The following is a 21,885-nucleotide window of genomic DNA, read 5'->3' on the forward strand; positions in this document are numbered from 1 at the left end:
ACTTCATGTAAGGCGATCGCGGTTAAGAATCTGTTACTTCATTGTTTTCCAAATACCTCGGGGGGAAGCGCGGAACGCGCTGGGGGGCTGGCCCCCCTTTCGCCCTAGCGGCTTGTGACCGCGTCCGAGGCGAGGGCGCTGACGAAAAGGTCGCGCAGGCCAAGCCAGGTTTCTTCCGTGGCGGCGGAGAGCAGGAGGCCCGAGGTGAAGTGCGCATTGTAGTCCTGGCCGTCGAGCATGCGGGAGACGCCGCCCGCTTGCGTGCAAAGCAGAACGCCCGCCGCGTGGTCCCAGGGGTTCAGCATGGTCGAGAGGCAGAAATCCACCGCGCCCGAGGCGAGCATCCGGTATTCGTGACACGAGCAGCGCAGGGAATCCGAACGGCGGATGCGGGGGAGGAGTGGTGCCAGCGCCTCGCGCATTGGCTGAGGCATGAGCGCGTAGTGCATGTAGCCGGCGACCTCCTGCGGGGCGCCTCCGGCGGAGGTGGAGAGCGAGCGTTGGCGGCCGTCGGCGAAGACATGGGTCGTGGGGCCTGTCATATCGGCGATCATCCAGTCATCCATCACCGGATCGTAATGCAGCCCGAAGACCGGCGCGCCGAACCGGGTTGCCGAAACGATCACGCCAAAGGCCGGCAGCCCGCGGGCAAAGTTCCACGTCCCGTCGACCGGGTCGATGATGAGGGCGAGCTCGGCCCCGGCGATGCGGGTGCGCAGGGCGGGGTCGGCGGCGATGGCCTCTTCGCCCACGACCAGCGCCTGCGGGAAGGCGTCCGAAAAGACCGCGCGCAGGCGGGCTTCGGCGTGCAGGTCGGCCTCGGTCACCAGGTCGTCGGCGCGGCTCTTGACGGCGATGTCATCGGCCGAGAGGTTGCGAAAGCGGGGCAGGATTTCCTCGCGCGCGACCGCGCGGACGGCCTCGACGATCAGCGATTGCTGGGTTTGGGTGAGGGTCATGGGCGTCTCCTTCCCGGACGTACCTGCCAGCCGGTGCTGCCAGGAGCAAGCCTACTCGCGCGCGCGCAGCACCCGGGCGGGGCGCGCGGCGAGGGGGCGCCAGGCGAAGGCGAGGCCCGCTGCGAGGGTCGCCACCACGCCGCCGGTGACGACGGCGAGCGCGTTGGGCCAGATCACGGCAAAGCTGCCCTCCATCACGAAGGTCATGATCGCCCAGGCGCCGGCGATCCCGGCCACCAGCGCGACCAGCCCGGCGGCGGCGCCTAGCAGCGCGGAGCGCAGGGCAAAGCTGCGCAGGATGCGCGACCGGGCGGCGCCGAGGGTCTTGAGCACGGCGGCCTCGTAGACCCGCGCAGGCTCGCCCGCGGCGGCCGCACCGATCAGCACCAGGAATCCGGTCAGCAGGGTGGCTGCCGCGCCCCATCGGGTGGCGCCGGCGATGCCCTCCATCAGCTCGGCCACCTGGTCGATGGCGTCGCGCACGCGGATCGCGGTGATGTTGGGAAATTGCCCGGCCAGGTCGCGCAGGATGGCGGCCTCGGCGGCTTCCCCGGCGTAGACCGTGGCGATGAAGGAATGCGGCGCGGCCTCAAGTGCCGAGGGGTTCATGGACATGACAAAGCCGATCCCGGCGGTCGAGAAATCGACCTCGCGGAAGCTGGCGATTGTGCCGGTGATGTCACGGCCCAGCACGTTGACGGTGAGCGTGTCGCCGAGGGCGAGGCCCATTTCCTCGGCCTCTTCGGCGGCGAAGGAGATGAGGGGCGGGCCGGAGTAATCCTCGGGCCACCATTCGCCTTGGGTGAGCGTCGTGCGGTCAGGGATCGCGGCGGAATAGGTCAGGCCCCGGTCGCCGCGCACGACCCAGTGGCCGCCCGCGACCTCTTGTGCGTCCTGGCCGTTGATGCGGGTGATGACGCCGCGCAGCATGGGGGCGCTGTCGACGCGGCTGACGGCGGGGTCATCGTCGAGACGCGCCATGAATCCGGGCATCTGGTCCTTCTGGATGTCGACGAAGAAATAGCTTGGCGCCACGTCAGGCAGGTCTCGGGCGATGGCGGCGCGCAGGTTGCCGTCGATCTGGCCCACGGCGGCGAGGACCGAGAGGCCAAGGCCCAGCGACAGCACCACCGACAGCGCCCCGTCGCGCGGCCCGCCGATGGCGGCGAGCGCCCATCGCAGCGCCGGGCGGCCGCGGGCGATGCGGGACGAGCGGCGGGCGAGGGCGCGGACGCCGAGCCCGGCCAGCGTCAGCAGGCCAAGGGCAAAGAGGATGCCGCCGCCGGTCCAGAGCGTCAGCGTCAGTGCGCCGGTGAACAGCGCCGCGAGGCCGAGCAGCAGCGCGGTCAAAGCCAGCGTGGCGACAAGGTAGCGCGGGGCGGGCAGGCTGCGCGCGCCCGACAGGGCGTCGCGAAAGAGGGTGGCCGCGCGGACCTCTTCGGTGCGGGCGAGTGGCCAGAGGGTGAAGATCAGCGCGGTGAGCGTGCCGTAGACGGCGGCCTCGGCCAGCGGCGCGGGGAAGATGCGGAAGGAGACGGGGACGGGCAGTTGCGCCTCGATCAGGGGCGCCAGCGCGATGGGGGCGACGGCGCCCAGCACGAGGCCGATCACGATGCCGAAGGCGCAGAGCGCGCCGATCTGCAGGAAGTAGGTCAGGAACACCACGCGGCGGGTGGCGCCCAGCGTGCGCAGGGTGGCGATGACGCCGGTCTTGGCGCCGATATAGGCGCGCACGGCCGACGACACGCCGACCCCGCCCACGGCGAGGCCCGAGAGGCCGACGAGGATCAGGAAGGCGCCGAGGCGGTCCACGAACCGCTCGACCCCGGGCGCGCCGGCGCGGGCGTCCTGCCAGCGCAGGCCAGTGTCAGCGAAACGGTCCTTGGCCTCGGCTTCCAGCGCGGAGAGGTCAGTGCCGGGCGGCAGGGTCATGCGGTAGTGCGAGGAAAACAGCGTACCGGGCGCCAGCAGGCCCGAGGCAGAGAGGTCGGCGCGGCGCACGATGGTACGGGGGCCGAAGGCGAACCCGCTGCCCGCGTTGTCGGGCTCGCGGTCGAGGATGGCCGAGAGGGTAAAGCTTTGATCCCCCAGCCGGAATGTTCCTCCGGGCGACAGCGCCAGCCGGTCGGCCAGCACGCGGGCCATGACGGCGCCGGGGAGGGTGCCGTCGCCGGCCAGCGCCTCGGACAGCGGCATGGGCGGGTCCAGCGCGACCGTGCCGAGCAGGGGGTAGGCGCTGTCGACCGCCTTGACCTGAGTCAGCGCGCGGTCGGCGCCGGTGCCGTCGCCCACGGTGGCAAGGGAGCGGAAATCGGCGACTTCCGAAACCTCGGTCGACACGCTTTCGAGCCAGGCGCGCTCGGCCGCGTCGGCGAAACGGTAGGTGAACTCGGCCTGGGCGTCGCCGCCCAGCAGGACCGCGCCCTGTTCGGTCAGCCCCGCCTCGATCGCCGCGCGGGTCGATCCGACGCCCGCGATGGCGGCGACGCCAAGGGCGAGGCAGGCCAGCAGGATGCGGAAGCCGCCAAGGCCGCCGCGCAATTCGCGGGCCGCGAGGCGGGCGGCAATGCGTAGGCTCATGCGGCGGCGCTCTGGGCCGGGTCGAGCCGCCCGTCGCGGAGCGAGATCACCCGATCGCAGCGCGACGCGAGCTCGGGCGCATGGGTCACCATCACCAGCGTGGCCCCGTACCGGTCGCGCAACCCGAAGAGCAGGTCGATGATCGCCGCGCCGTTGACCCCGTCCAGGTTGCCTGTCGGCTCATCCGCCAGCAGAAGGCGCGGCCGGGTTACGGCGGCACGGGCGAGGGCCACGCGCTGCTGCTCTCCGCCCGACATCTGGCTGGGGTAATGGCCGGCCCGGGCGCCAAGGCCGACCGCCTCCAGCTCGGCCTCGGCCCGGTCGAAGGCATCGCGCACGCCCGCCAGTTCCAGCGGCGTGGCGACGTTTTCCAGCGCGGTCATGGTCGGGATCAGGTGAAACGACTGGAAGACCACGCCCATGTTGTCCCGCCGGAACCGCGCCAGCGCGTCCTCGTCCATCGGGCCGAGGTCCTGGCCAAGCGCCATGATCGTCCCGCCGGTCGCCCGTTCCAGCCCGCCCATCAGCATCAGCAGCGACGACTTGCCCGAGCCGGACGGCCCGACCAGCCCCAGCGTCTCTCCCTGCGTCACGTCCAGTGAAATGCCGTGCAAGATCTCGACCGGCCCCGCGTTGCCCTTGAGCGACAGCGAGACATCCTTAAGTGATAGAATGACGGTCATGAAGAAGGAGCCACCCGAAATGCCTGTCTTTGCTTCTACATATGGGACGCGGGGGGGGCGATCCAAGGTTTTGACCGCAATTGTCGCGATCTGCCTCGCGCTGCCCGTGTCGGCCGAGCCGCTGCGCATCCTGGCGCTGGGCGACAGCCTGACCGCCGGCTACGGGCTGCCGGAGCCGGAGGGCTTCGTGCCGCAGATGAACGCCTGGCTGGCCGCGCAGGGCGAGGACGCGGTGCTGGTCAATGCGGGCGTCTCGGGCGACACCACCGCCGGCGCGCTGGCGCGGCTGGACTGGGCGCTTGACCCCGAGATCGACGCGATGATCGTGACGCTTGGCGGGAACGACCTCTTGCGTGGGCTCGACCCGGCCGATGCGCGGGCGAACCTGGACGCCATCCTCGAAGGGGCCGGCGACTTGCCGGTTCTTCTGGTCGGGATGCAGGCCTCGGGCAATTACGGGGCGGCCTACAAGGCGGCCTTTGACGGGATGTACCCGGACCTGGCCGAGACGCATGACGCGCTGCTGGCGCCCTCGTTCTTCGAGGGGCTGGCGGCCGAGGGCGATCCGGGCGCGGTACGGGGCTACTTGCAGGCGGACGGCATTCACCCGAACGCAGAGGGCGTCACGCGGATCGTCGCCGCGCTGGGCCCGCGCGTGCAGGCGCTGATCGACCGGGTGGAGTAGGCGATGCCGGGGCGGCTGTTTCTCGAGACGCCGCTGGAGGATCTGGCGCAGATCGCCGGGGTGGAGGCCGGGATCGCCGGCGACCCGCCGCGCCGCAACATCGCGCCGGGGCAGGAAGTGCTGGTGCTGACCTCTGGCGGCTGGCGGAAGATGCGCTGGGGGATCGTGCCGGTGGGCCGGGTAAATGCCCGTGGCCGCCCGGTGATGGAGACCATAGTGAACGCGCGCTCCGAGACGCTGTTCGACAAGTCGGCCTTTGCCGGGACCGGGCGCGGCGTCGTGCCGGCGGATGGCTGGTACGAATGGACGGGCACCGCACGGCGCAAGCAGCCCTGGCGGCTGGCGCGACGCGACGGGGCCCCGCTGTGGTTTGCCGCCATCACCGACCGGTGGGAGGCGCCAGGCGGGCAGGTGCTGGACCAGGTCGCCACGGTAACCTGCGCGCCGAGCGCCGAGGTGGCCGAGATCCATCACCGCATGGGCGTGCTGCTGGCACCGGAGGACCTGGCGCTGTGGCTGACCGGGACCGAGGACGCGGTGCGGCAGTTGATGGTGCCGACGGCGGAAGGGGCGCTCGCCATCGAGATGGCGGACGGCGTGGACTGGTCCGGGGCTTGAGGGTTCGGATTGCCCAGGGCAATCCGACCGGGGCGCGGCGGCAGAGCCGCCGCGCATGGGGGCGCTGCCCCCATACCCCCGAGGTATTTTTAAACGATGAAGGAATGGGGGTCGCGCCAATTTGGACGTGCGGGCACAGATGCGGCCGGGCACGAAGCGCGTCAGATGTGGAACAGGCTGCCGACCACGAAGGCGATGATCGCGGCGATGCCGCCGATCAGCAGGGTCTCGGCGCCCGAAGCCCACCACCTGCGCAGCGACCAGTGGGAGCGGATGGCGCCGATCAGGAAGAAGCCGGCGAAGGTCAGGCTGCCGGAGAGGATGAAGGGCGAGGGCAGGGACAGCAGGAATGGCAGCAGCGGCAAGAGCCCCGCCGCCAGGAAGGCCGCGAAGGTGGTCAGCGCCGCGCGCATGGGGTGAAGGCCGCTGGCCGCATGCCCTTCGCTGTCGAGCAGCAGTTGCGCCCAGACCTCGGGGTCCTGGCTGAGCGCCTGGGTCGCCTGGTCGAGGAGCGGGCCGGCGAGGCCCTTTTCGGCAAGATGCGCGCGCAGGGCGGCGCGTCGGCCCTCGGGGTCGGAGGTGATCGCGGCCCGGGTCAGGGCGTGGTGACGCGCGGAATTCTCGGCCTCGGCCCGGATGCCCGCGTAGTTTCCGGCTGCCATCGAAAACCCGTCGGCCAGCACGTTGGCGATGCCGAGCGCGACGATCACCAGCGGCGAGAGCCCGGCGCCGGCGGTTCCGGCGACGATGGCAAAGGTCGTGACCGACCCGTCGATCGCGCCGTAGACCGCGTCGCGCAGGTAGGATTGTTGCTGGCTCATGCTCGGGCTCCGGTCAGGCTGGCGATTGGCGGCGCGTCGTGCCAGAGATTGGGGGAAAGAGAGCCGGGAGACCAGAGATGACGACGAACGGGCAGTGCCTCTGCGGCGCGGTGCGACTTGAAATCACCGGCCCGCTGGGCTGGACCGTGCATTGCCACTGCCAGAGCTGCCGGCGGCAGACCGCCTCGCCCATGACCACCTTCGTCGGGTTGCGGGACCGGCAGCTGCGGTGGGCCGGGGTGGCGCCGATGGAATACGAAAGCTCGCCCGGCGTGCGGCGGATGTTCTGCGGCACCTGTGGCAGCCCCGTCGCCTTCCAGGCGGATCGCTATCCGGGCGAGGTGCATATCTACGCCTGCCTGCTGGACGAGGCCGCGTCGCTCAGGCCCACCGAACATGTCCATTGGGAGGAACGGCTGCCCTGGATGCACCCCGGCGACGACCTGACCAAGACCGAGGGCTTCGGCGCGCCCTGAGGCTAGTCCTTTTGCCCGAAGAGGCCGGTCAGCGCCCGGCTGACGATCCCCGAGACCGACGGCCGGCGGCCGCCGCGGAACGGCAGGGGGCGGCAGACCTCCATCGCGGCGACGCCGACGCGGGCAGTGAGGGCGCCGTTGACGACCCCTTCGCCAAAGCGGCGCGAGAGTTTCGACAACACGCCGCCGCCGGCGAAGCTGCCCAGCATGTCGTCGCCCACGGCCACGGCGCCGGTCGCGACGAGGTGCGTCATGACCGCGCGCAGCAGGCGCCATGAGCCGAAGAAGCCCGAGCGGCCGCCGTAGATCTCGGCCACCCGCCGGATCATGCGGATGTTCGACGTCAACGCCGCCACCACGTCGGCCAGGGCCAGCGGGACCATGGCGGTGACCAGCGCGACTTGGCGCGCGGCGGCCTCGACCTCGCGCAGGGCCATCTTGTCGAGAGGGGCGAGCAGGTCGGTTTCGGCCAGGGTCAGCAGGCCGTCGACATCTATGATCTCGGATTCGCGGGCCGCCAGGGTCTCGCGCCCCAGCCGCGTCTCGTCGCGCCCCGCGTAGAAGCCGCGCAGCCGGGCGCTGAGGGCGCGGGCGGCCCCAAGGTCGGACGAGGTCAGCGCGGCATCGGCGGCAAGGTGCAGGCTGTCGATGCGCTTGAGGCGGCCGAACGCAGCCAGCTCGCGGATGATGATGACAAGGCTGACCAGCAGCAGCGCGCCGATCAGCGCCGCGGCGCCGTAGCCGAGGTAGGAGTTGCGCGTGATCAGCCCGGTCACGAAATCCCAGGCGGCGACCGAGACGACCGCACCCAGCACCGACACCAGCAGCCCCCAGAACAGCCGCGCCAGCCGCGACGGGCGCCCGGCGGCCAGTTGCGCGACGGTCTGCATGGCGCGGGCCTGCGGCAGGTCTGGCTCGGCCACGGGGGGGGCGTCAGCGGGCGAAGGCGCGGCGGCCTCGGGTTCGAGGTCGATCAGCACCGGGCCACGGGGCTTGCGGTCGTCGCTCATGGCACGTCCTTTCGTTGCCAGACCAGCCGCACGTCGGGCAGCCCTTCGTCCGTATGGGCGCCGTCGCTGGTCGCGACCTCGGCAAAGCCTTCGCGGCGGTAGAAGCGGCGGGCGCGGGCATTGGCCTGGAAGGTCCAGAGCTCGAGTCGGCCCTGCCCGGATTTCGCATGGGCGATCAGGGCTTTGCCGATGCCCTTGCCGGGGGTGGCGGTGTAGAGGCAGGCGACCTCTTCGCCATCCTGGGCAAGAAATCCCAGCACCGCGCCTTTTTCCGCCACCGTCACCCAGCCTCGGTCGATCATGCGTCCGGCAAAGGCGATGTCCTCGGCCCCGCTGTGCAGGCGCGGCAGCCAGGGCGTCGCTTCCGCGAAATCCGTCAGGATCGCGCCGACGGGGCCAGCATCAAGCGGGGTCGCCGCGCGCAGGATCACAGCCGGTCCCCGATCAGGAATTGCGCCGCCCGGTCCAGCCGGATATGCGGCGGCCCGTCGCCGGGGCGCATCGTGCCACTGGCGGGGGCGAAGTTCATCACCTTGTAATCGCCGTCGAGCCATTTCGTCTCCCCGGCGCGGGCCTGGTTCAGCAGCTGGCCGGGGTCTTCGGGCAGCTCTCCGGGGTAGAAGGCGGCCAGCTTGTCCTGGCCCATGAGGCGGCCGCGCACCACGTCCAAGTCCGATCCGTCATGGCGGATCCGGTCCTCGGTCGTGGCGCGCAATGCGGCGATCGACAGCGCCTCGGTCTTGGCCCCGGCGAACTTGGCCCGGTCCGCGGCCTGGCGCGTGACGGCCTGCATGAAGGCGGTCAGCCGCCCATGCTGCGTGTGATGGATATGGTCGGCCTTGGTGGCGGCAAAGAGGATCTTTTCCACCCGCTTCCCACGCAGGATCTGGCTAAGCCAGGCGTTGCGGCCGGGTTTGAAGGCGCTCAGGATGTCGGCCATGCCGTGCTGCAGATCTTCGACCGCGCGGGGGCCCGCGTTGATCGCACCCAGCGCGTCGACCAGCACCACCTGCCGGTCGATCCGGCTGAAATGATCGCGGAAGAACGGCTTGACCACCCGCGCCTTGTAGGCATCAAAGCGCCGCTCCATCTCGCGCCAGAGGCCCTTGCGCGGGGCGCGGTCCTCGGGGGGCAGGGGGGCAAAGGTCAGCACGGGCGACCCCTCGAGATCGCCGGGCATCAGGAACCGGCCGGGCGTCAGGTCGTAATAGCCGGCCTTGCGCGCGGCCTGCATGTAACGGGTGAAGCGCTCGGCCAGCGCCTTGACGCGCGGCTCGTCCCAGCTGTCCTGGCCCGTCGCGCCCTCGATCTCGAGCAGGTAGGCCTGCGCCTCGGTCCGGCCTTCGATCCGGGCCAGCACCTCGGCCGACCATTCGGCATAGGACTTGTCCAGTAGGCCGAGGTCCAGAAGCCACTCGCCAGGGTAATCCACGATGTCGAGGTGAATGGTCCGCGGCCCCTGGAACCCGCCCAGCAGTCCGCCCGGCCGCACCCGCAGCGACAGGCGGAGTTCCGACACCGACCGCGTGCTGTCCGGCCACTCGGGCGCGCGGCCGGTGAGGCGCGCCAGGTGTTCTTCGTAGTCGAAGCGCGGGATGGTGTCGTCGGGCTGGGGCTGCAGGAAGGCCGCCTCGATCCGCCCCTCGGCCTGGGCGGCGAGGCCGGTCATCCGGCCCCGGTCCATCAGGTTGGCGACGAGCGAGGTGATGAAGACTGTCTTGCCCGCCCGCGCCAGCCCGGTGACCCCCAGCCGGATGGTGGGTTCAAAGAAGGCGCCCGAGACGGTGTCGCCCAACCCCTGCGCGGTGCGCGTGATCCCGTCGGCGATGGTGGAAATGACCAAGTGGCTGCCCTCGTGTTCTCTTGGGCCAAGATAGGCACTTGGCGCGTGATCTCAATGGATTGCGCGTGGGACAGGCAAAATGGCCCGAGCAAGCCCGGGCCATGCCTCCGGCGGGAGTATTTGGGGAATAATGAAAGGGAGGGTCGATCCGCCCTTCATTGTGCCGATAAACTCTGCGGGGGTCGCTATTGTCGCGCCATTTGTCCGAGAGACAATGGCGACGGGTGCAAAACCCCCACTCCTGCCATCTCAATACAGGCAGACGCCCGGTCTCAGCCAAGCTCGGCCAGCCGCGCATGGGCCTGTTTCAGCGCGGCTTCTTCCTCTTGGCGGGCGGCGAGGTTGGCGCGGGCTTCCTCGACCACGTCCTCGGGGGCGCTGTCGATGAACTTGGGGTTGTTCAGCCGCCCCTTGAGCCCGCCGATTTCCTTGGCCAGCTTGCCGAGGGTCTTCTCGAGGCGGGCCTTCTCCTCCGCCACGTCGATGAGGTCGGCGAGCGGCAGGCCGAAGGTCGCGCCGCCGGCGCTGAGCGTCGCCGTGCCCTTGGGGAAGGCCGCGGTCTCGGTCAGGCTCTCGACCCGGGCGAGGCGCATGATCAGCGTCTCGTTCGTCGCCCAGGCCGCCTTGGCCGCGTCGTCCCAGCTGGACACCATCAGCGGCACATGCAGGCCCGCCGGCACATGCATCTGCGCCCGGACCGAGCGGATCTCGTCGATCACCGCGATGACCCAGTTCATTTCCGCATCCGCGGCCGGGTCGACCATCTCGGCCGCCGTGTAGCTGGGCCAGTCGGTGGTCACCAGCATGCCGTCGCGCTGGCCAAGCGTGCCCCAGAGCTCTTCGGTGATGAAGGGCATGACCGGGTGCAGCAGGATGAGGCACTGGTCGATGACCCAGGCCATGGTGCCCTGCGTCTCGCGCTTCAGCGCCTCGTCCTCGCCCTGCAGCAGCGGCTTGGAGAATTCGACGTACCAGTCGCAGACCTTGCCCCAGACGAAGGCATAGAGCGCATTCGCCGCATCGTTGAACCGGTACTCGGAGAGCGCCGTGTCGACCACCTCGCGGACCTTGGCGGTTTCGCCCACGATCCACTTGTTGACGGTCGCCTCGAGCGCCGTGAGGTCGGGGGCGGGGGCGGCATGCGCCTCGTTCATCTCGGCAAAGCGGGAGGCGTTCCAGAGCTTGGTGCCGAAGTTGCGGTAGCCCTTGATCCGGTCTTCCGAAAGCTTCAGCACCCCGCCGATCGCCGCCATGGAGGCATTGGTGAAGCGCAGCGCATCTGCGCCGTATTCGTCAACGATATCAAGCGGGTCGATCACGTTTCCGGTGGTCTTGGACATCTTCTTACCCTTCTCGTCGCGGACGAGCTGGTGCAGGTAGACGGTGTGGAACGGGATCTGATCCACGACGGCGAGCTGCATCATCATCATCCGGGCGACCCAGAAGAACAGGATGTCGAAACCGGTGACCAGCACATCCGTCGGGAAGTAGCGGGCGAGCTCGGGCGTGCGCTCGGGCCAGCCGAGCGTGCCGATGGGCCACAACCCCGAGCTGAACCAGGTGTCCAGCACGTCAGGGTCGCGCCAGACCGGGTAGACCAGCTGCGTCGGGTCCTGGTTCATCGCGTATTCGGCCAGGCTTTGCGCGAACCGCTCGATGGCGGCGCTGCGGCTTTCGACCTCGACCACGCGGGCGGCCGAAAGCGGCACGGGGATGTCCGCGTTGTCGGCGGTGAAGCGGTCCTTGACCTCGTCGAAGCTGGCCGCGCAATGGTGGACATCGCCGCGTCGCACCAGGTGCTGGTCGATCAGCAGGCGGCCCATCTCGACGATGTCGAGATCGCCGTCGCCCTCGTCATCCTCGAAATGCGGGGCCGAGAGGTCGAGCCCGTACCAGACCGGGATCTGGTGCCCCCACCAGAGCTGGCGCGAGATGCACCAGGGCTCGATGTTCTCGAGCCAGTGGTAATAGGTCTTCTCGCCGCTCTCGGGGATGATCTTGGTCCGCCCTTCGCGGACCGCGTCCAGCGCCGGGCCGACGACCTTTTCGGCGTCGACGAACCATTGGTCGGTCAGCATCGGCTCGATCACCACCTTGGAGCGGTCGCCGAAGGGCTGCATGATCGGCTTGGACTCCACCAGCGGAACCATTGCGGCGGGATCGTCGTCTTCGCCCAGCTTGGTGCCGAGACGCGGGTCGTCGGCGCGGGTCATGACGGCGAGGCCCTCGGCCGTGATCTCTTCGACCACGCGCTTGCGCGCCTCGAAGCGGTCGAGGCCCCGCAGGTGGTCGGGCACCAGGTTCAGCGCATCGACGCCCATCTCGGTGAATTCGGCGCCACCCGCATAGCCCTGCGCCTCGGTCGCAGCCTCGGCATAGGGGGCGCCGTCGGCGCGCATGTTGCCGGCCATGTCCATCAGGCGGTACATCGGGATGCCGCCGCGTTTCGCGACCTGGTAGTCGTTGAAATCATGCGCGCCGGTGATCTTGACCGCACCCGAGCCGAAGGTCGGGTCCGGGTATTCATCGGTGATGATCGGGATCAGGCGGCGATGCTCGGCGGGGCCGACCGGGATCTCGCAGAGCTTGCCGATGATGGGCGCATAGCGCTCGTCATCCGGGTGCACCGCGACTGCGCCGTCGCCCAGCATGGTCTCGGGGCGCGTCGTGGCGATCGAGATGTAGTCGCGTTCCTCGGTGAAGACGACATTGCCGTCCTCGTCCTTTTCCACGTAGGTATAGGTCTCGCCACCGGCCAGCGGGTACTTGAAGTGCCACATGTGGCCGGGGGTCTCGATGTTCTCGACCTCGAGGTCCGAGATCGCGGTCTCGAAATGCGGGTCCCAGTTGACCAGCCGCTTGCCGCGGTAGATCAGGCCCTTTTCGTACATGTCGACGAAGACCTTGATGACCGCGTCATGGAAGTTCGGGCTGTCCTCGTGGCCCGTGCGCGGATCGCCCGGGGCGCCGGCCATGGTGAAGGCGTTGCGCGACCAGTCGCAAGAATTGCCCAGCCGCTTGAGCTGGTTGATGATCGTGGCGCCGTATTCGCCCTTCCATTCCCAGACCTTGTCGAGGAAGGCCTCGCGGCCCAGTTCACGCCGGCCGGGCTGCTGGGTCGCGGCCAGCATCTTTTCGACCTGCAGCTGCGTGGCAATGCCGGCATGGTCCTGGCCGGGCTGCCAGAGCGTGTCGAAGCCGCGCATGCGATGCCAGCGGATCAGGATGTCCTGGATCGTGTGGTTGAAGGCATGACCCACATGCAGCGCGCCGGTCACGTTCGGCGGCGGCAACATGATGGTGAAGCTGTCGGCGCCGGGCCGCGCGTTGGCGCCGGCCTTGAAGGCGCCGGCCTCTTCCCAGGCGGCATAGAGGCGCGGCTCGGCGCTGGCGGCGTCAAAGGTCTTTTCCATGGCCATGGATCTGCCCCGTCATGTGAATATGGCTGTCGGGCCTGATCTAGTGGGTTTCGCGGGCAATGGAAACCGGGTGTTTGGTGGATGGGTCTGATGGGGGGGGCGCTGCCCCCGTCCGCGTGCCGCGGACTCCCCCGAGGTATTTTCGAAACAATGAAGCAGCGGGGGCGCGCGGGGAGGCGGCGCCTGTCTGAAGAGCGATGTCTGGAAATGAAAAACGGCGGTGCCCAGGGAGGAGGAGAGGGCACCGCCGTCTGTGTTCGGGACCCGCCTGAGGGAGGAGGCGGCGGTATCCCGACATGCCCGGCGTCTAAAGGGAGGAGAAGCCGCCGTGCAATTCGAATGTCGGGGCGGCGGGGCCAGAGGGAGGAGAGAAGCCCCGCCGCCGATTAGAACGGGTCGCCACCGAAGGGAGGAGAGGCGGCGACCCTGGTCTTGCAAGGCGGACAAAGGGAGGAGGAGTCCGACCTCGCAAATTCTGCTGTCTTACGAAGCGGCGGCCCCAGGGAGGAGGAGAGGAGCCGCCGCTGTCAGTGTCCGGAGGGCCCGAGGGAGGAGTGGGCCGGTCCGGGCGTACGAAGCGAACAAAGGGAGGAGGAGTTCGCTTGCGTATTCTTCATTCTTTTGCGGCGGCCCCCAGGGAGGAGGAGAGGGGACCGCCGCTTAGTGGGATGCCTGGCCGGGAGGAGGAGTGGCCGGGCGCCCCGAAACTCATTTGCCGTAGGCAGCCTCGTAGGAGATGCTGCCGATCTGGCCGCGGCTGATGCCGAGGTCTGCCAGGTCGCGCTGCGACAGGGCGGCCAGTTCGTTGTAGGTCTGGCGGTACACCTGGCGACGCGCGGCGCGGTCGGAGGCTTCCATCAGGTAGGCGCCGAAGCGCGCAAGGAGGTTGGCGGCAAAGCCGGAGTCGGCGGTGTTGTTAACTGCGAGTGCCATCGTTGCGTCTTTCGTCTCTCGTGGGTGGTGGTTTGTTCCGCCCTCTGTTGCATCGAATATGCGTATTTTGCTGCGACTGCACAATGGACGCTTCGTCAAAGCTGCCATGCAGTTTGTGCATGGGTTTTGTGCCCAAAAATTGACGTCTTTTCAACGTTTTGACGCTACGTCACTCACGAAAACTCAGGAAAAAGCGGAAAGTCGTACTTGCGTCTGAAAGCCCTTTGGGCGCGCGCGGCAGGCTGGCTTTGCGGGCCGCTTTCAGCGCTGCAGCATCAAGCCGGGGGCTGCCGGACGATTGGGTGACGGATGCGCCCAGCAGGCGGCCCGAGGGGCTGACCGACACCGAGATCTGCACCTTGCCCGTGGCGCGGACCGCGTCGCGCTGCGCCCGTGCCGTGACCTGCGCGCGGACCGCGGCCCCCCAGCGGTCCCTGGCGGCTGCCGCGGCTGTTCCAGTCAGGCCGGGATTGGATTTTTGTGACGGTTTGTCTGAGCCTTGACGGGATTTTTGCGTGACGGTTCCCTGCCCCGTGGGTGGTTTTTGCGCCGCGCTTTGCCGGGGATTATTCGGAGCCGGACGCGGCGCCGCCGGGGCCTTTTGCGCCCGAGGCGCGGGTCGGTCCGGGCGCGAAACCGGACGCGGGGATCGGTCCAGCGCGGCGAAGTCCGGCGGCGTGGAGGGGCGGGTATCGACCGCGGGCAGGGAGGAATCATGCTGCGGTGCGGCGATGGCGCTAACGGCCGGGCGCTGCGGCGTGGCCCGGCCTTCGGGCGGCGAGTCGGGGGCAGCCGGCGCCGCGGCGTCGGGCAGGGGAATCGCGGCCATCTCCGGCATCTCGGGGGCAAGCGACGGAGGGCGCAACGCCTGAGCCGGGCGTTCGGGCGCGGAATCGGCGCGTGGGGCGGTCAGCGTTGACGACTCGGGGCGCGCGAGTCGCGGGCTGTCTTGCGGGCCCGGCAGCGCAGGGGTGGCCGCCGAGTCGGCATCCGGGCTGGTCAGGGTCGGCGCGGGCGCAACCTCGGGCGGCGCTTCCCAGCGCGCGACCAGGTCGGACAGCGCGGACCCGGCCTGGAGCGCGGGCTGGGCCGCGGCCCGGGCCGGGGGCGCGCCGGGGCGCAGGACCTCGGGCTGGAGCAGGACCAGGGCATGCAGCCCGGTCGCCAGGGCCAGGAAGCCCACCGCTTCGGCCGCACGCAGGATCATGGCCGTGCCCCCGCGATCAGCTGCACCTCGGTGGCGCCAAGCGCGGCGAGGCGGGCCAGCACGCGCGCGAGATCGGCGGCCGGAGTGGCGGTGTCGGCGCGCAGGGCAAGGGCTGGCCTGGCCGAGGCGGCGGCGAGGGCGGCGTCGCCCGAAAGCCCTTCGAACGCCAGCGCGCCGGTCGAGGACATATACACTGTGCCGGGTTGCGGGTCGCTTGGGGCACCCGCGCTTTCGGCCAGGGTCAGCTCGAACGGATCGGGCGGGGCGATCTGCGCGCTCATCAGGAAGAAGATGAGCAGCAGGAAGACCACGTTGATCATCGGCACCACGCTTTCGCGTGGACGTCTGGGCGAAAGGGGCAGGGCGAAGCGCATGGCCTATTCCACCAGCACGAGGGTGGGGAAGCCGGCGGCGCGCAACGCCTCCATCACCTCGAGAAGGCGTTGCAGGTCGGTGCCGTCGCCGCCGCGCAGCAGCACCGGCGCGTCGGGCGTGGGCATCAGCGGGGCGAGGGCGGTGGCGGCGTCTTCGACGGGGACGCCGTTCAGCGTCATCGCGTCGGGCAGAATCGTCAGCAGGCGCGGGGGGCCTTGCCAATCCGCGCCCGAGCCGCCGCCAAGTGCCAGGTCCATCGCGACGTCCTGCCCGAAGCGGGCGGCGAGCATGAAGAACACCAGCAGCAGGAACACCACGTCGATCATCGGCGTGAGGCCGAGGCGGCGGGTCCGGCGGGGGACGGCGAAGTCAAACATCGCCGTCACCGGGATCGGGCGCGGTAAAGATGCGGGTGGCGGCGTCTTCCATGTCGGCCTGCACGCGCTCGACCACCGCCTCGAACCACGACAGCGCGACCGAGGCGGGAATGGCGACGGTCATGCCGGCGGCGGTGGTCAGGAGCGCTTCCCAGATGCCGCCGGCGAGGGCCGAGGGATCGGCGCGGTTGCCCGCCTCCTGCAAGGCCTGGAAGGCAGCGATCATGCCGAGGACCGTGCCCAGAAGGCCGATCAGCGGGGCAATGGTGGCGATCAGTTCCAGCGCGCGCAGGCCGGTGCGGGTGCCCAGCAGGATCGCGCGCCCGGCGCGGGCAGTTTCCTCGCGTGCCTTGTCCTCGGGCAGGCTTTGCCGCGCGTCGATGGCGGCGCGGACGGCGCGGGCGCGCAGGCCCCGGGCGCGGGCAAGGGCCGCGCGGGCGCCGTCGCGGTCGCCCGCCACCCAGGCCGTCACGGCCGCCTCGGCCCGCGCGCCGCCCCAGGCGCCCATCAGGCTGAGGCGCCAGATCTTCCACAGGATCAGCGCCAGCGTCAGGACCGACAGGGCGGCGATGGCCCACATGGCCGGGCCGCCGCGCGTCAGGAAATCGGAGATCTCGGTCCAGGGCATGGAATCATCCTAATACGGAAAGCGGTTGAAAGATCGGCCCGTCGGGGCCGTCGCTGAAATGCGCGCGCAGGCCGAAGGCGCGGGCCAGCAGGTCCGGCGTCAGCACCTCTTGCGGGGTGCCATCCGCCTCTTTCCGGCCCCGGGCCATGACCACCAGGCGCGAGCAATGACGGGCGGCGAGGCCCAGGTCATGCAGCGCGGCGATGATCGTGTGACCCTCGGCGGCGAGGGTGGCGAAGGCCTCCATCGTGGCGATCTGCGCGGCGGGGTCGAGCCCGGCGATGGGTTCGTCCGCCATCAAGAGCGGCGTGTCCTGCGCCAGGGCGCGGGCGATCAGCACGCGGGCCTGTTCGCCGCCCGAGAGCCGGGTGGCGATGCGGTCGCGGAACGCCTCCAGCCCCATGCGCGCAAGGGCCATGTCGACGGCGGCGCGGTCCTCGGGGCGGGGGCGGCCACCGCGGGGCAGCCAGGGCGTGCGGCCCAGGGCGACGACAGTTTCCACGCTGACCGGCCAGGCGATCTCGCGCGCTTGCGGCATCCAGGCGACCTGGCGGGCGCGTTCGGCCACGGGCAGGGCGGCGAGCGACGACTGCCCCTCGGCCGGCAGTAGCCCGAGGGCGCCGCGCATCAGCGTCGTCTTGCCCGCTCCGTTGGGGCCGATGAGGCCGATGAACTCTCCCTTGCCGACGGTCAGCGAAACGGAATCGACCACCGGGCAGGTGCCGCGCCGGACGGTGAGGGCGTCGAGGGTCAACATCACAGCACCTCCCCCCGCGTGCGGCGGATGAGGTGCAGGAACAGCGGCGCGCCGATCAGCGCCATGACCACGCCGAGCTTGAGGTCGCGGTCGGGCACGACCAGCCGTACGGCCACGTCGGCGGCCAGCACCAGCGCGGCCCCGCCAAGCGCGGAGGCGGGCAGCAGGGCCGAGGGGCGGGCGCCGACCGCGCGGCGCAAGAGGTGCGGCACCACGAGGCCGACGAAGCCGATGGCCCCGGCCACGGCCGTCGCCGCGCCGACGCAGGCGGCGGTGCCTAGCACCAGCAACAGGCGCATCCGGCGGGGCGAGACGCCCATCGCCTCGGCCGCGTCCTCGCCCAGCGTCAGCGCGTCGAGGCCGCGGCCCAGCGTCAGCAGCAGCCCCCAGCCGACGACCATGAAGGGCAGGGCAATCCAGACATGGGTGAAGGACCGATCCGACAGGGACCCGAGCATCCAGAACACGATCTCGTAGGTCGCATAGGGGTTGGGCGAGAGGTTCAGCACCAGCGAGGTCAGCGCGCCGGCGAGGGCCGAGACGGCGATGCCCGCGAGGATCAGCGTGATCGACCCGCCACGAGGGCCGGCCAGCATCAGCACCAGCCCCACGGCCAGCGCGGCAAAGCCAAGCGCGGCGGCGGGCAGGATCAACGGGAAGGCGGCGGAAAGCCCCAGCTGGATCGACAACACGGCGCCAAGGGCTGCGGCGGAGGAGATGCCGACGATCCCCGGCTCGGCCAGTGGGTTGCGCAGGTAGCCTTGCATCGCGGCGCCCGCGAGGCCAAGCGAGAGCCCGATCATCACGCCCAGAAGGGCGCGGGGCAGGCGGATTTCGCGCATCACCAGCCCCAGCGGGCCGTCGCCGGTGCCGAGCGCCGCCAGGCTCTCGCCCAGCCCGGCCGGCGTGTAGCCGATCGTCAGCGAGGCGACGAACAGCAGGGCGACCAGCAGCGCCAGCGCGGGCAGCAGCAGGCGGGTCATGGCCGCGCCTCGCTGAGCGCGCGGATGGCACCTAATATATAAGGAGTGCCGCAGGACCATGACCCCTCGGGCACGCGGGCGCGCGGGATTGCGGAAAGCGCGGGGTGATCCAGCAGCGCCTCGGACCGCGAGCCGCCAGCGTAGCGGCCGCCGGTGATCATCAGGTCCGGCTCGGCCATGATCAGCCGTTCCAGCGGGATCTGTCCGCCCCAGCTGAGGCCCAGCTTGGCGGCGAGGTTGTCGTAGCCGGCGAGCTCGAGCACCTGGCCCGCCAGCGAATTGGGCCCGGCGGAATAGCCGTTGGGGCCGTAGACGACGGCCTGCGGGCGGGGCGTGGCGGCAGGGACAGTCAGCGCGGCAAGGTCGGATTCGAACCTGCTCGCCAGCTCTTCGGCGCGCGACTCCTGCCCCAGCAGGCGGCCCATCTCGCGCAGGTGGGCGGCGACATCGTCCAGCGTCTGCTCGGGTGGCATGTCCACGACTCGCAGGCCGAGGCGCTTGAGCATCTCGACCGCCGGGCGGGCGGTGAAGCTGCCGGCGATGACCAGGTCGGGGCGAAGGGCGAAGATCTCTTCGGCTTGCGAGCCGTGGGTGGGGATCTCGGGGCGCGCCTCGGCCATGGCCGACAGGTGCGGATCGCGGCCAAGTTCCGAGACGGCGACCAGCTGGCCGGGGGCGGCCACCAGCATCGCCAGCTGGTCGGTGCAGAGATTCATGCTGACGACGCGCCCGGGCGCGTCCGCAATCGCGGCCCCGGCGGAAACCGCCAGGGCCGCGAGACAGGATATGATCCTAGTTCGAGACACGGAAGCCGAAGAAGGCCGCCCGGTCGGACGTGCCGTATCCCGGGACCGTCTGGTATTCGGTGTCGAAGACGTTCTCGACCCGGACGTAGGCGGTCATGGTGTCGTTCACCTCGTATTCCGCGCCAAGGTTGAACACGGCGTAATCGTCGAGGCCAGGGCGGTCGAGCGCGGCCAGCATGTCGGCGCGCACGGTGGTCTTGCCGTAGTCATGCGCGACGCCAAGGGCGAGCTGATGCGCCGGGACGGCCGTGCTCCAGCCGACCGAGGGGTCAAGCACGGCGCTGCCGCCGGTCGTGACATAGGTATAGGCGCCGGTCAGCTCGGTCCCGTTCGCAAAGCTCCAGTCGGTCGCGATCTCGAGACCCCGGCGCGTGACCGTGCCCGGCGCCTGGAAATAGCCGGAGGCAAAGGTGTAGGCGATCACGTCCTCGGCCTCGAGCGCGAAGGCGGTGACCGACACGCTGCCCGCGCCGTAGTCCTTTTCCAGCCCGATGTCGAAGCTGCGGCTCTGCTCGACCTGGAGGGTCGGATCGCCTTCCCACGGGCTGTAAAGCTCGTAGTTAGACGGGGCCCGGTAGCCGGTGCCATAGGCGCTGCGCAGGGTGGTGCCATTGCCCAGGTCATAGGCCAGCGCCAGGCGGCCCGACCAGTTCGTGCCATAGGCCGAATGCTCGTCGCGGCGCAGGTTGCCGGTGACGGTGGCGGCGCCGAATTCCTGGATCACCTCGGCATAAAGGCTGTCCACGCTGTTCTCGTAATCCGAGCCGAAATTGTCCGCGTAGGCTTCCGTCGTGCGGCTGGCGCCGATGGTGGCATCGGTGGTGTCGGTCGGCGAGAAGGCAAGGCGGATGTCGGCCTCGTCCCGCGCGCCCTCGGTGGTGAAGGGGCCGAACATGGACATCTCGGTCCGGTCCAGCTCCATCCGGCTGAAGCTGGCGGTCAGCTCGGCCCCGCCGAAGCCCTGCACAAAGGCCAGCCGGCCGGCGCGCTGCCGCATGTCCTGCGTGTTGACCAGGTTGTCGCCGGCCGAGGTGTCGTACTCGGCGAAGGTGTCGGCGACAAAGCCCGACAGCTCGATCCGCGTGGTGTCGGTCACGTCGTAGCCGACATAGAGGTTGGCGCGGGTCTGCTCGGCGCCGTCGGGTTCGGCGTTGGTGAGCAGGTTCTCGTCATAGGCCGAGAAGCCGTCGGTCTGGTAGCGCTGCACGCCGAAGGACAGGTCAAGCCGGCCGGCGCGGGAGGCGATGGCCAGGTCGGCCGAGCGGGTGTTGTAGCTGCCGATCTCCAGCCCGCCCTCGATCTCTGTGCCTTCGCCGCTGGCGCGCTTGGACTGCATCAGCACGGCGCCGCCGATCGCCTCGGAGCCCCAGATCGCCGATTCGGACCCACGCAGCACGTCGATGCGGCCGACAGAGGAACTGACCAGCGTGCCGAAGTTGTAGGCCACCTGCGGGCCGGTCGGGTCCGAGATGTCGATCCCGTCGAACCGCACGGCGATGTTGTTCTGGTTGACGCCGCGGATGGTGATCCCGGCCTGGGTGCCGACGGGCCCCTGGGTGCGGATGCTGATGCCGGGCACCTTGGCCAGCTTTGCGGTCAGCGGCTCGGTGCCGCCCTCGGCCAGGTCATCCTCGGTCAGCACGGTGACGGCTGCGCCCGAGGCGCCGGCCGCCACGGGGCCGAGGTTCACGTAGACGATGCCTTCACCGGCATCGATCACCTCCTGTGCGGACACCAGGGCGGTGCTCATCAGCAGGGCGGCAATCGGAGTAAGCGCGTGTTTCATTATATATGTCCCCCGTCGCGACCGGTCCGGGCCGCGGGATGCGCGTGTCGTGGTGGCCGGGGCAAAGGGTCCGCGCCGGCCGGTTGAAGTGCCACCGCGACGGAACGTCCGCAACCCGTGCACGCCCCGTGCAAGGGTAAGGGTGATCACCTCGGCAGGTCTCCTGACTTGCGGGTCCGCGCTTCCCCGGGCCTTCCCATGGTCTCCCACAGTGGCATGTGCCGGGGTCGCTCGCCGCTCACAGTTGCGGGGGCAGTCGCGGATTTGCCGGGACAGACCCCTAGCGCACCGCAGTTCCCTATTATCCGGCCCCAATGGGGTCCGGACCGAAGTGGGGCCTCACTAGGGCCGGCGGCGAGTCGGATCAAGGCCCGAAAGCGACCGAAACAGGCCTGGCGCGACCAAAGTGCCGCGTTTGGTCGGGAAAAACCGGGTCGCGAACGAGTCGGTCTGGGTCAGGCCGGTGTTGCGGCCGGGAAACCATGGCACTCCCGGGAATTCATGGAACTTCCGGGATATCATGGCACTCACGACGAATCACGGCGGCGCGATTCCGGCGATTTCCCTTGAATCCGGAGGCTTCCCAATGCCAGAACGCCTTCGAAAGTGGCCTCCACAGGGGGGGTGTGGATAAGTTTTTTGGGATTTTTTGGTACTTCACGGGCAGAAATTTATTCCACCACATGTAGACGTGATCACGGGTCTGTTAACTATACTTGGCCCAAACCTGACCAAATTAGGCCCTAGATGTTGTTTGATAACCCTGTGGAGAACAGGATCTGGGGTTGGAGGTGTCAAGAAAACCGTTGATTACCATGAATTCCCATGGCAAACATTTAACCACGATGAGGACGGGATACAGGGGCAACAAAGAACCCCGAAAAAGAACTCCCAAGTCAGGTTTCATACAGGCACCCGCTTTCATCGAACCAAGAGATC

Annotated in this window: 20 protein-coding genes and 1 riboswitch; of the genes, 3 read left to right on the forward strand and 17 right to left on the reverse strand. The window is 69.5% G+C overall.

The window, feature by feature from the left end; genetic code table 11:
- Positions 1-104 precede the first annotated feature (104 nt).
- The 3 genes from MF270_RS02460 to MF270_RS02470 are packed head-to-tail and all read right to left on the reverse strand — an operon-like array spanning position 105 to position 4,222.
- Positions 105-959 (reverse strand): inositol monophosphatase family protein, encoded by an 855-nt coding sequence (locus MF270_RS02460; RefSeq protein ID WP_238364256.1) that lies wholly within the window; start codon positions 957-959, stop codon positions 105-107.
- A 51-nt stretch (positions 960-1,010) separates the two neighbouring features.
- A complete protein-coding gene (locus tag MF270_RS02465; protein WP_238364257.1) occupies positions 1,011-3,539 on the reverse strand; it encodes an ABC transporter permease in 2,529 nt (842 codons plus the stop codon).
- Positions 3,536-4,222, reverse strand: coding sequence for an ABC transporter ATP-binding protein (locus MF270_RS02470; RefSeq protein ID WP_238364258.1), 687 nt, complete (start codon positions 4,220-4,222; stop codon positions 3,536-3,538). Before MF270_RS02470 ends, MF270_RS02465 begins: the two co-directional genes overlap by 4 nt.
- Positions 4,223-4,241: 19 nt before the next feature.
- Here MF270_RS02470 and MF270_RS02475 point away from each other — a divergent pair, with 19 nt between their 5' ends.
- Positions 4,242-4,907, forward strand: coding sequence for an arylesterase (locus MF270_RS02475; RefSeq protein WP_238364259.1), 666 nt, complete (start codon positions 4,242-4,244; stop codon positions 4,905-4,907).
- A gap of 3 nt (positions 4,908-4,910) precedes the next feature.
- Positions 4,911-5,525 (forward strand): SOS response-associated peptidase, encoded by a 615-nt coding sequence (locus tag MF270_RS02480; RefSeq protein WP_238364260.1) that lies wholly within the window; start codon positions 4,911-4,913, stop codon positions 5,523-5,525.
- A gap of 161 nt (positions 5,526-5,686) precedes the next feature.
- On the opposite strand, the gene MF270_RS02485 is transcribed toward MF270_RS02480, so the two are convergent.
- On the reverse strand, positions 5,687-6,346 hold the full coding sequence (locus tag MF270_RS02485; protein WP_238364261.1) for a VIT1/CCC1 transporter family protein: 660 nt from the start codon (positions 6,344-6,346) through the stop codon (positions 5,687-5,689).
- 77 nt (positions 6,347-6,423) lie between these two features.
- Here MF270_RS02485 and MF270_RS02490 point away from each other — a divergent pair, with 77 nt between their 5' ends.
- Entirely contained in the window at positions 6,424-6,822 is a 399-nt protein-coding gene (locus MF270_RS02490) for a GFA family protein (protein WP_238364262.1), read from the forward strand.
- A 2-nt stretch (positions 6,823-6,824) separates the two neighbouring features.
- Here the strand turns inward: MF270_RS02490 and MF270_RS02495 are convergent, their stop codons facing one another.
- The 13 genes from MF270_RS02495 to MF270_RS02555 all read right to left on the reverse strand — a co-directional run bounded on the left by MF270_RS02495 (position 6,825) and on the right by MF270_RS02555 (position 20,910).
- The gene (locus MF270_RS02495) at positions 6,825-7,832 is read right to left on the reverse strand and encodes a YcjF family protein (protein WP_238364263.1); all 1,008 of its coding nucleotides are present in this window, start codon (positions 7,830-7,832) and stop codon (positions 6,825-6,827) included.
- Positions 7,829-8,263: a GNAT family N-acetyltransferase gene (locus tag MF270_RS02500; RefSeq protein WP_238364264.1), complete on the reverse strand. Its 435-nt coding sequence runs from the start codon at positions 8,261-8,263 to the stop codon at positions 7,829-7,831. The genes MF270_RS02495 and MF270_RS02500 overlap by 4 nt, the downstream gene beginning before the upstream one ends.
- Complete coding sequence (locus MF270_RS02505; protein WP_238364265.1) at positions 8,260-9,675, reverse strand: YcjX family GTP-binding protein; 1,416 nt, start codon at positions 9,673-9,675, stop codon at positions 8,260-8,262. The genes MF270_RS02500 and MF270_RS02505 overlap by 4 nt, the downstream gene beginning before the upstream one ends.
- Positions 9,676-9,947: 272 nt before the next feature.
- Positions 9,948-13,094 (reverse strand): valine--tRNA ligase, encoded by a 3,147-nt coding sequence (locus MF270_RS02510; protein WP_238364266.1) that lies wholly within the window; start codon positions 13,092-13,094, stop codon positions 9,948-9,950.
- A 708-nt stretch (positions 13,095-13,802) separates the two neighbouring features.
- Positions 13,803-14,027, reverse strand: coding sequence for a DUF1127 domain-containing protein (locus MF270_RS02515; protein WP_238364267.1), 225 nt, complete (start codon positions 14,025-14,027; stop codon positions 13,803-13,805).
- A 169-nt stretch (positions 14,028-14,196) separates the two neighbouring features.
- The gene (locus tag MF270_RS02520; protein ID WP_238364268.1) at positions 14,197-15,234 is read right to left on the reverse strand and encodes a TonB family protein; all 1,038 of its coding nucleotides are present in this window, start codon (positions 15,232-15,234) and stop codon (positions 14,197-14,199) included.
- Positions 15,231-15,608 (reverse strand): ExbD/TolR family protein, encoded by a 378-nt coding sequence (locus MF270_RS02525; protein ID WP_238364269.1) that lies wholly within the window; start codon positions 15,606-15,608, stop codon positions 15,231-15,233. Before MF270_RS02525 ends, MF270_RS02520 begins: the two co-directional genes overlap by 4 nt.
- Before the next feature lie 3 nt (positions 15,609-15,611).
- A complete protein-coding gene (locus MF270_RS02530) occupies positions 15,612-15,986 on the reverse strand; it encodes an ExbD/TolR family protein (protein ID WP_238364270.1) in 375 nt (124 codons plus the stop codon).
- Positions 15,979-16,614, reverse strand: a complete 636-nt coding sequence (locus tag MF270_RS02535) for a MotA/TolQ/ExbB proton channel family protein (RefSeq protein ID WP_238364271.1) — start codon at positions 16,612-16,614, stop codon at positions 15,979-15,981. Before MF270_RS02535 ends, MF270_RS02530 begins: the two co-directional genes overlap by 8 nt.
- 4 nt (positions 16,615-16,618) lie before the next feature.
- Positions 16,619-17,371, reverse strand: coding sequence for an ABC transporter ATP-binding protein (locus tag MF270_RS02540; protein ID WP_238364272.1), 753 nt, complete (start codon positions 17,369-17,371; stop codon positions 16,619-16,621).
- The gene (locus MF270_RS02545) at positions 17,371-18,354 is read right to left on the reverse strand and encodes a FecCD family ABC transporter permease (protein ID WP_238364273.1); all 984 of its coding nucleotides are present in this window, start codon (positions 18,352-18,354) and stop codon (positions 17,371-17,373) included. Before MF270_RS02545 ends, MF270_RS02540 begins: the two co-directional genes overlap by 1 nt.
- Positions 18,351-19,070: an ABC transporter substrate-binding protein gene (locus tag MF270_RS02550; protein WP_238364274.1), complete on the reverse strand. Its 720-nt coding sequence runs from the start codon at positions 19,068-19,070 to the stop codon at positions 18,351-18,353. Before MF270_RS02550 ends, MF270_RS02545 begins: the two co-directional genes overlap by 4 nt.
- Before the next feature lie 76 nt (positions 19,071-19,146).
- Positions 19,147-20,910, reverse strand: coding sequence for a TonB-dependent receptor plug domain-containing protein (locus MF270_RS02555; RefSeq protein WP_238364275.1), 1,764 nt, complete (start codon positions 20,908-20,910; stop codon positions 19,147-19,149).
- Between the two features lie 172 nt (positions 20,911-21,082).
- Positions 21,083-21,292, reverse strand: a riboswitch (cobalamin riboswitch).
- Between the last annotated feature and the right edge of the window lie 593 nt (positions 21,293-21,885).

The organism is Mesobacterium pallidum (assembly GCF_019966535.1).
Taxonomy (GTDB): Bacteria; Pseudomonadota; Alphaproteobacteria; order Rhodobacterales; family Rhodobacteraceae; genus Mesobacterium; species Mesobacterium pallidum.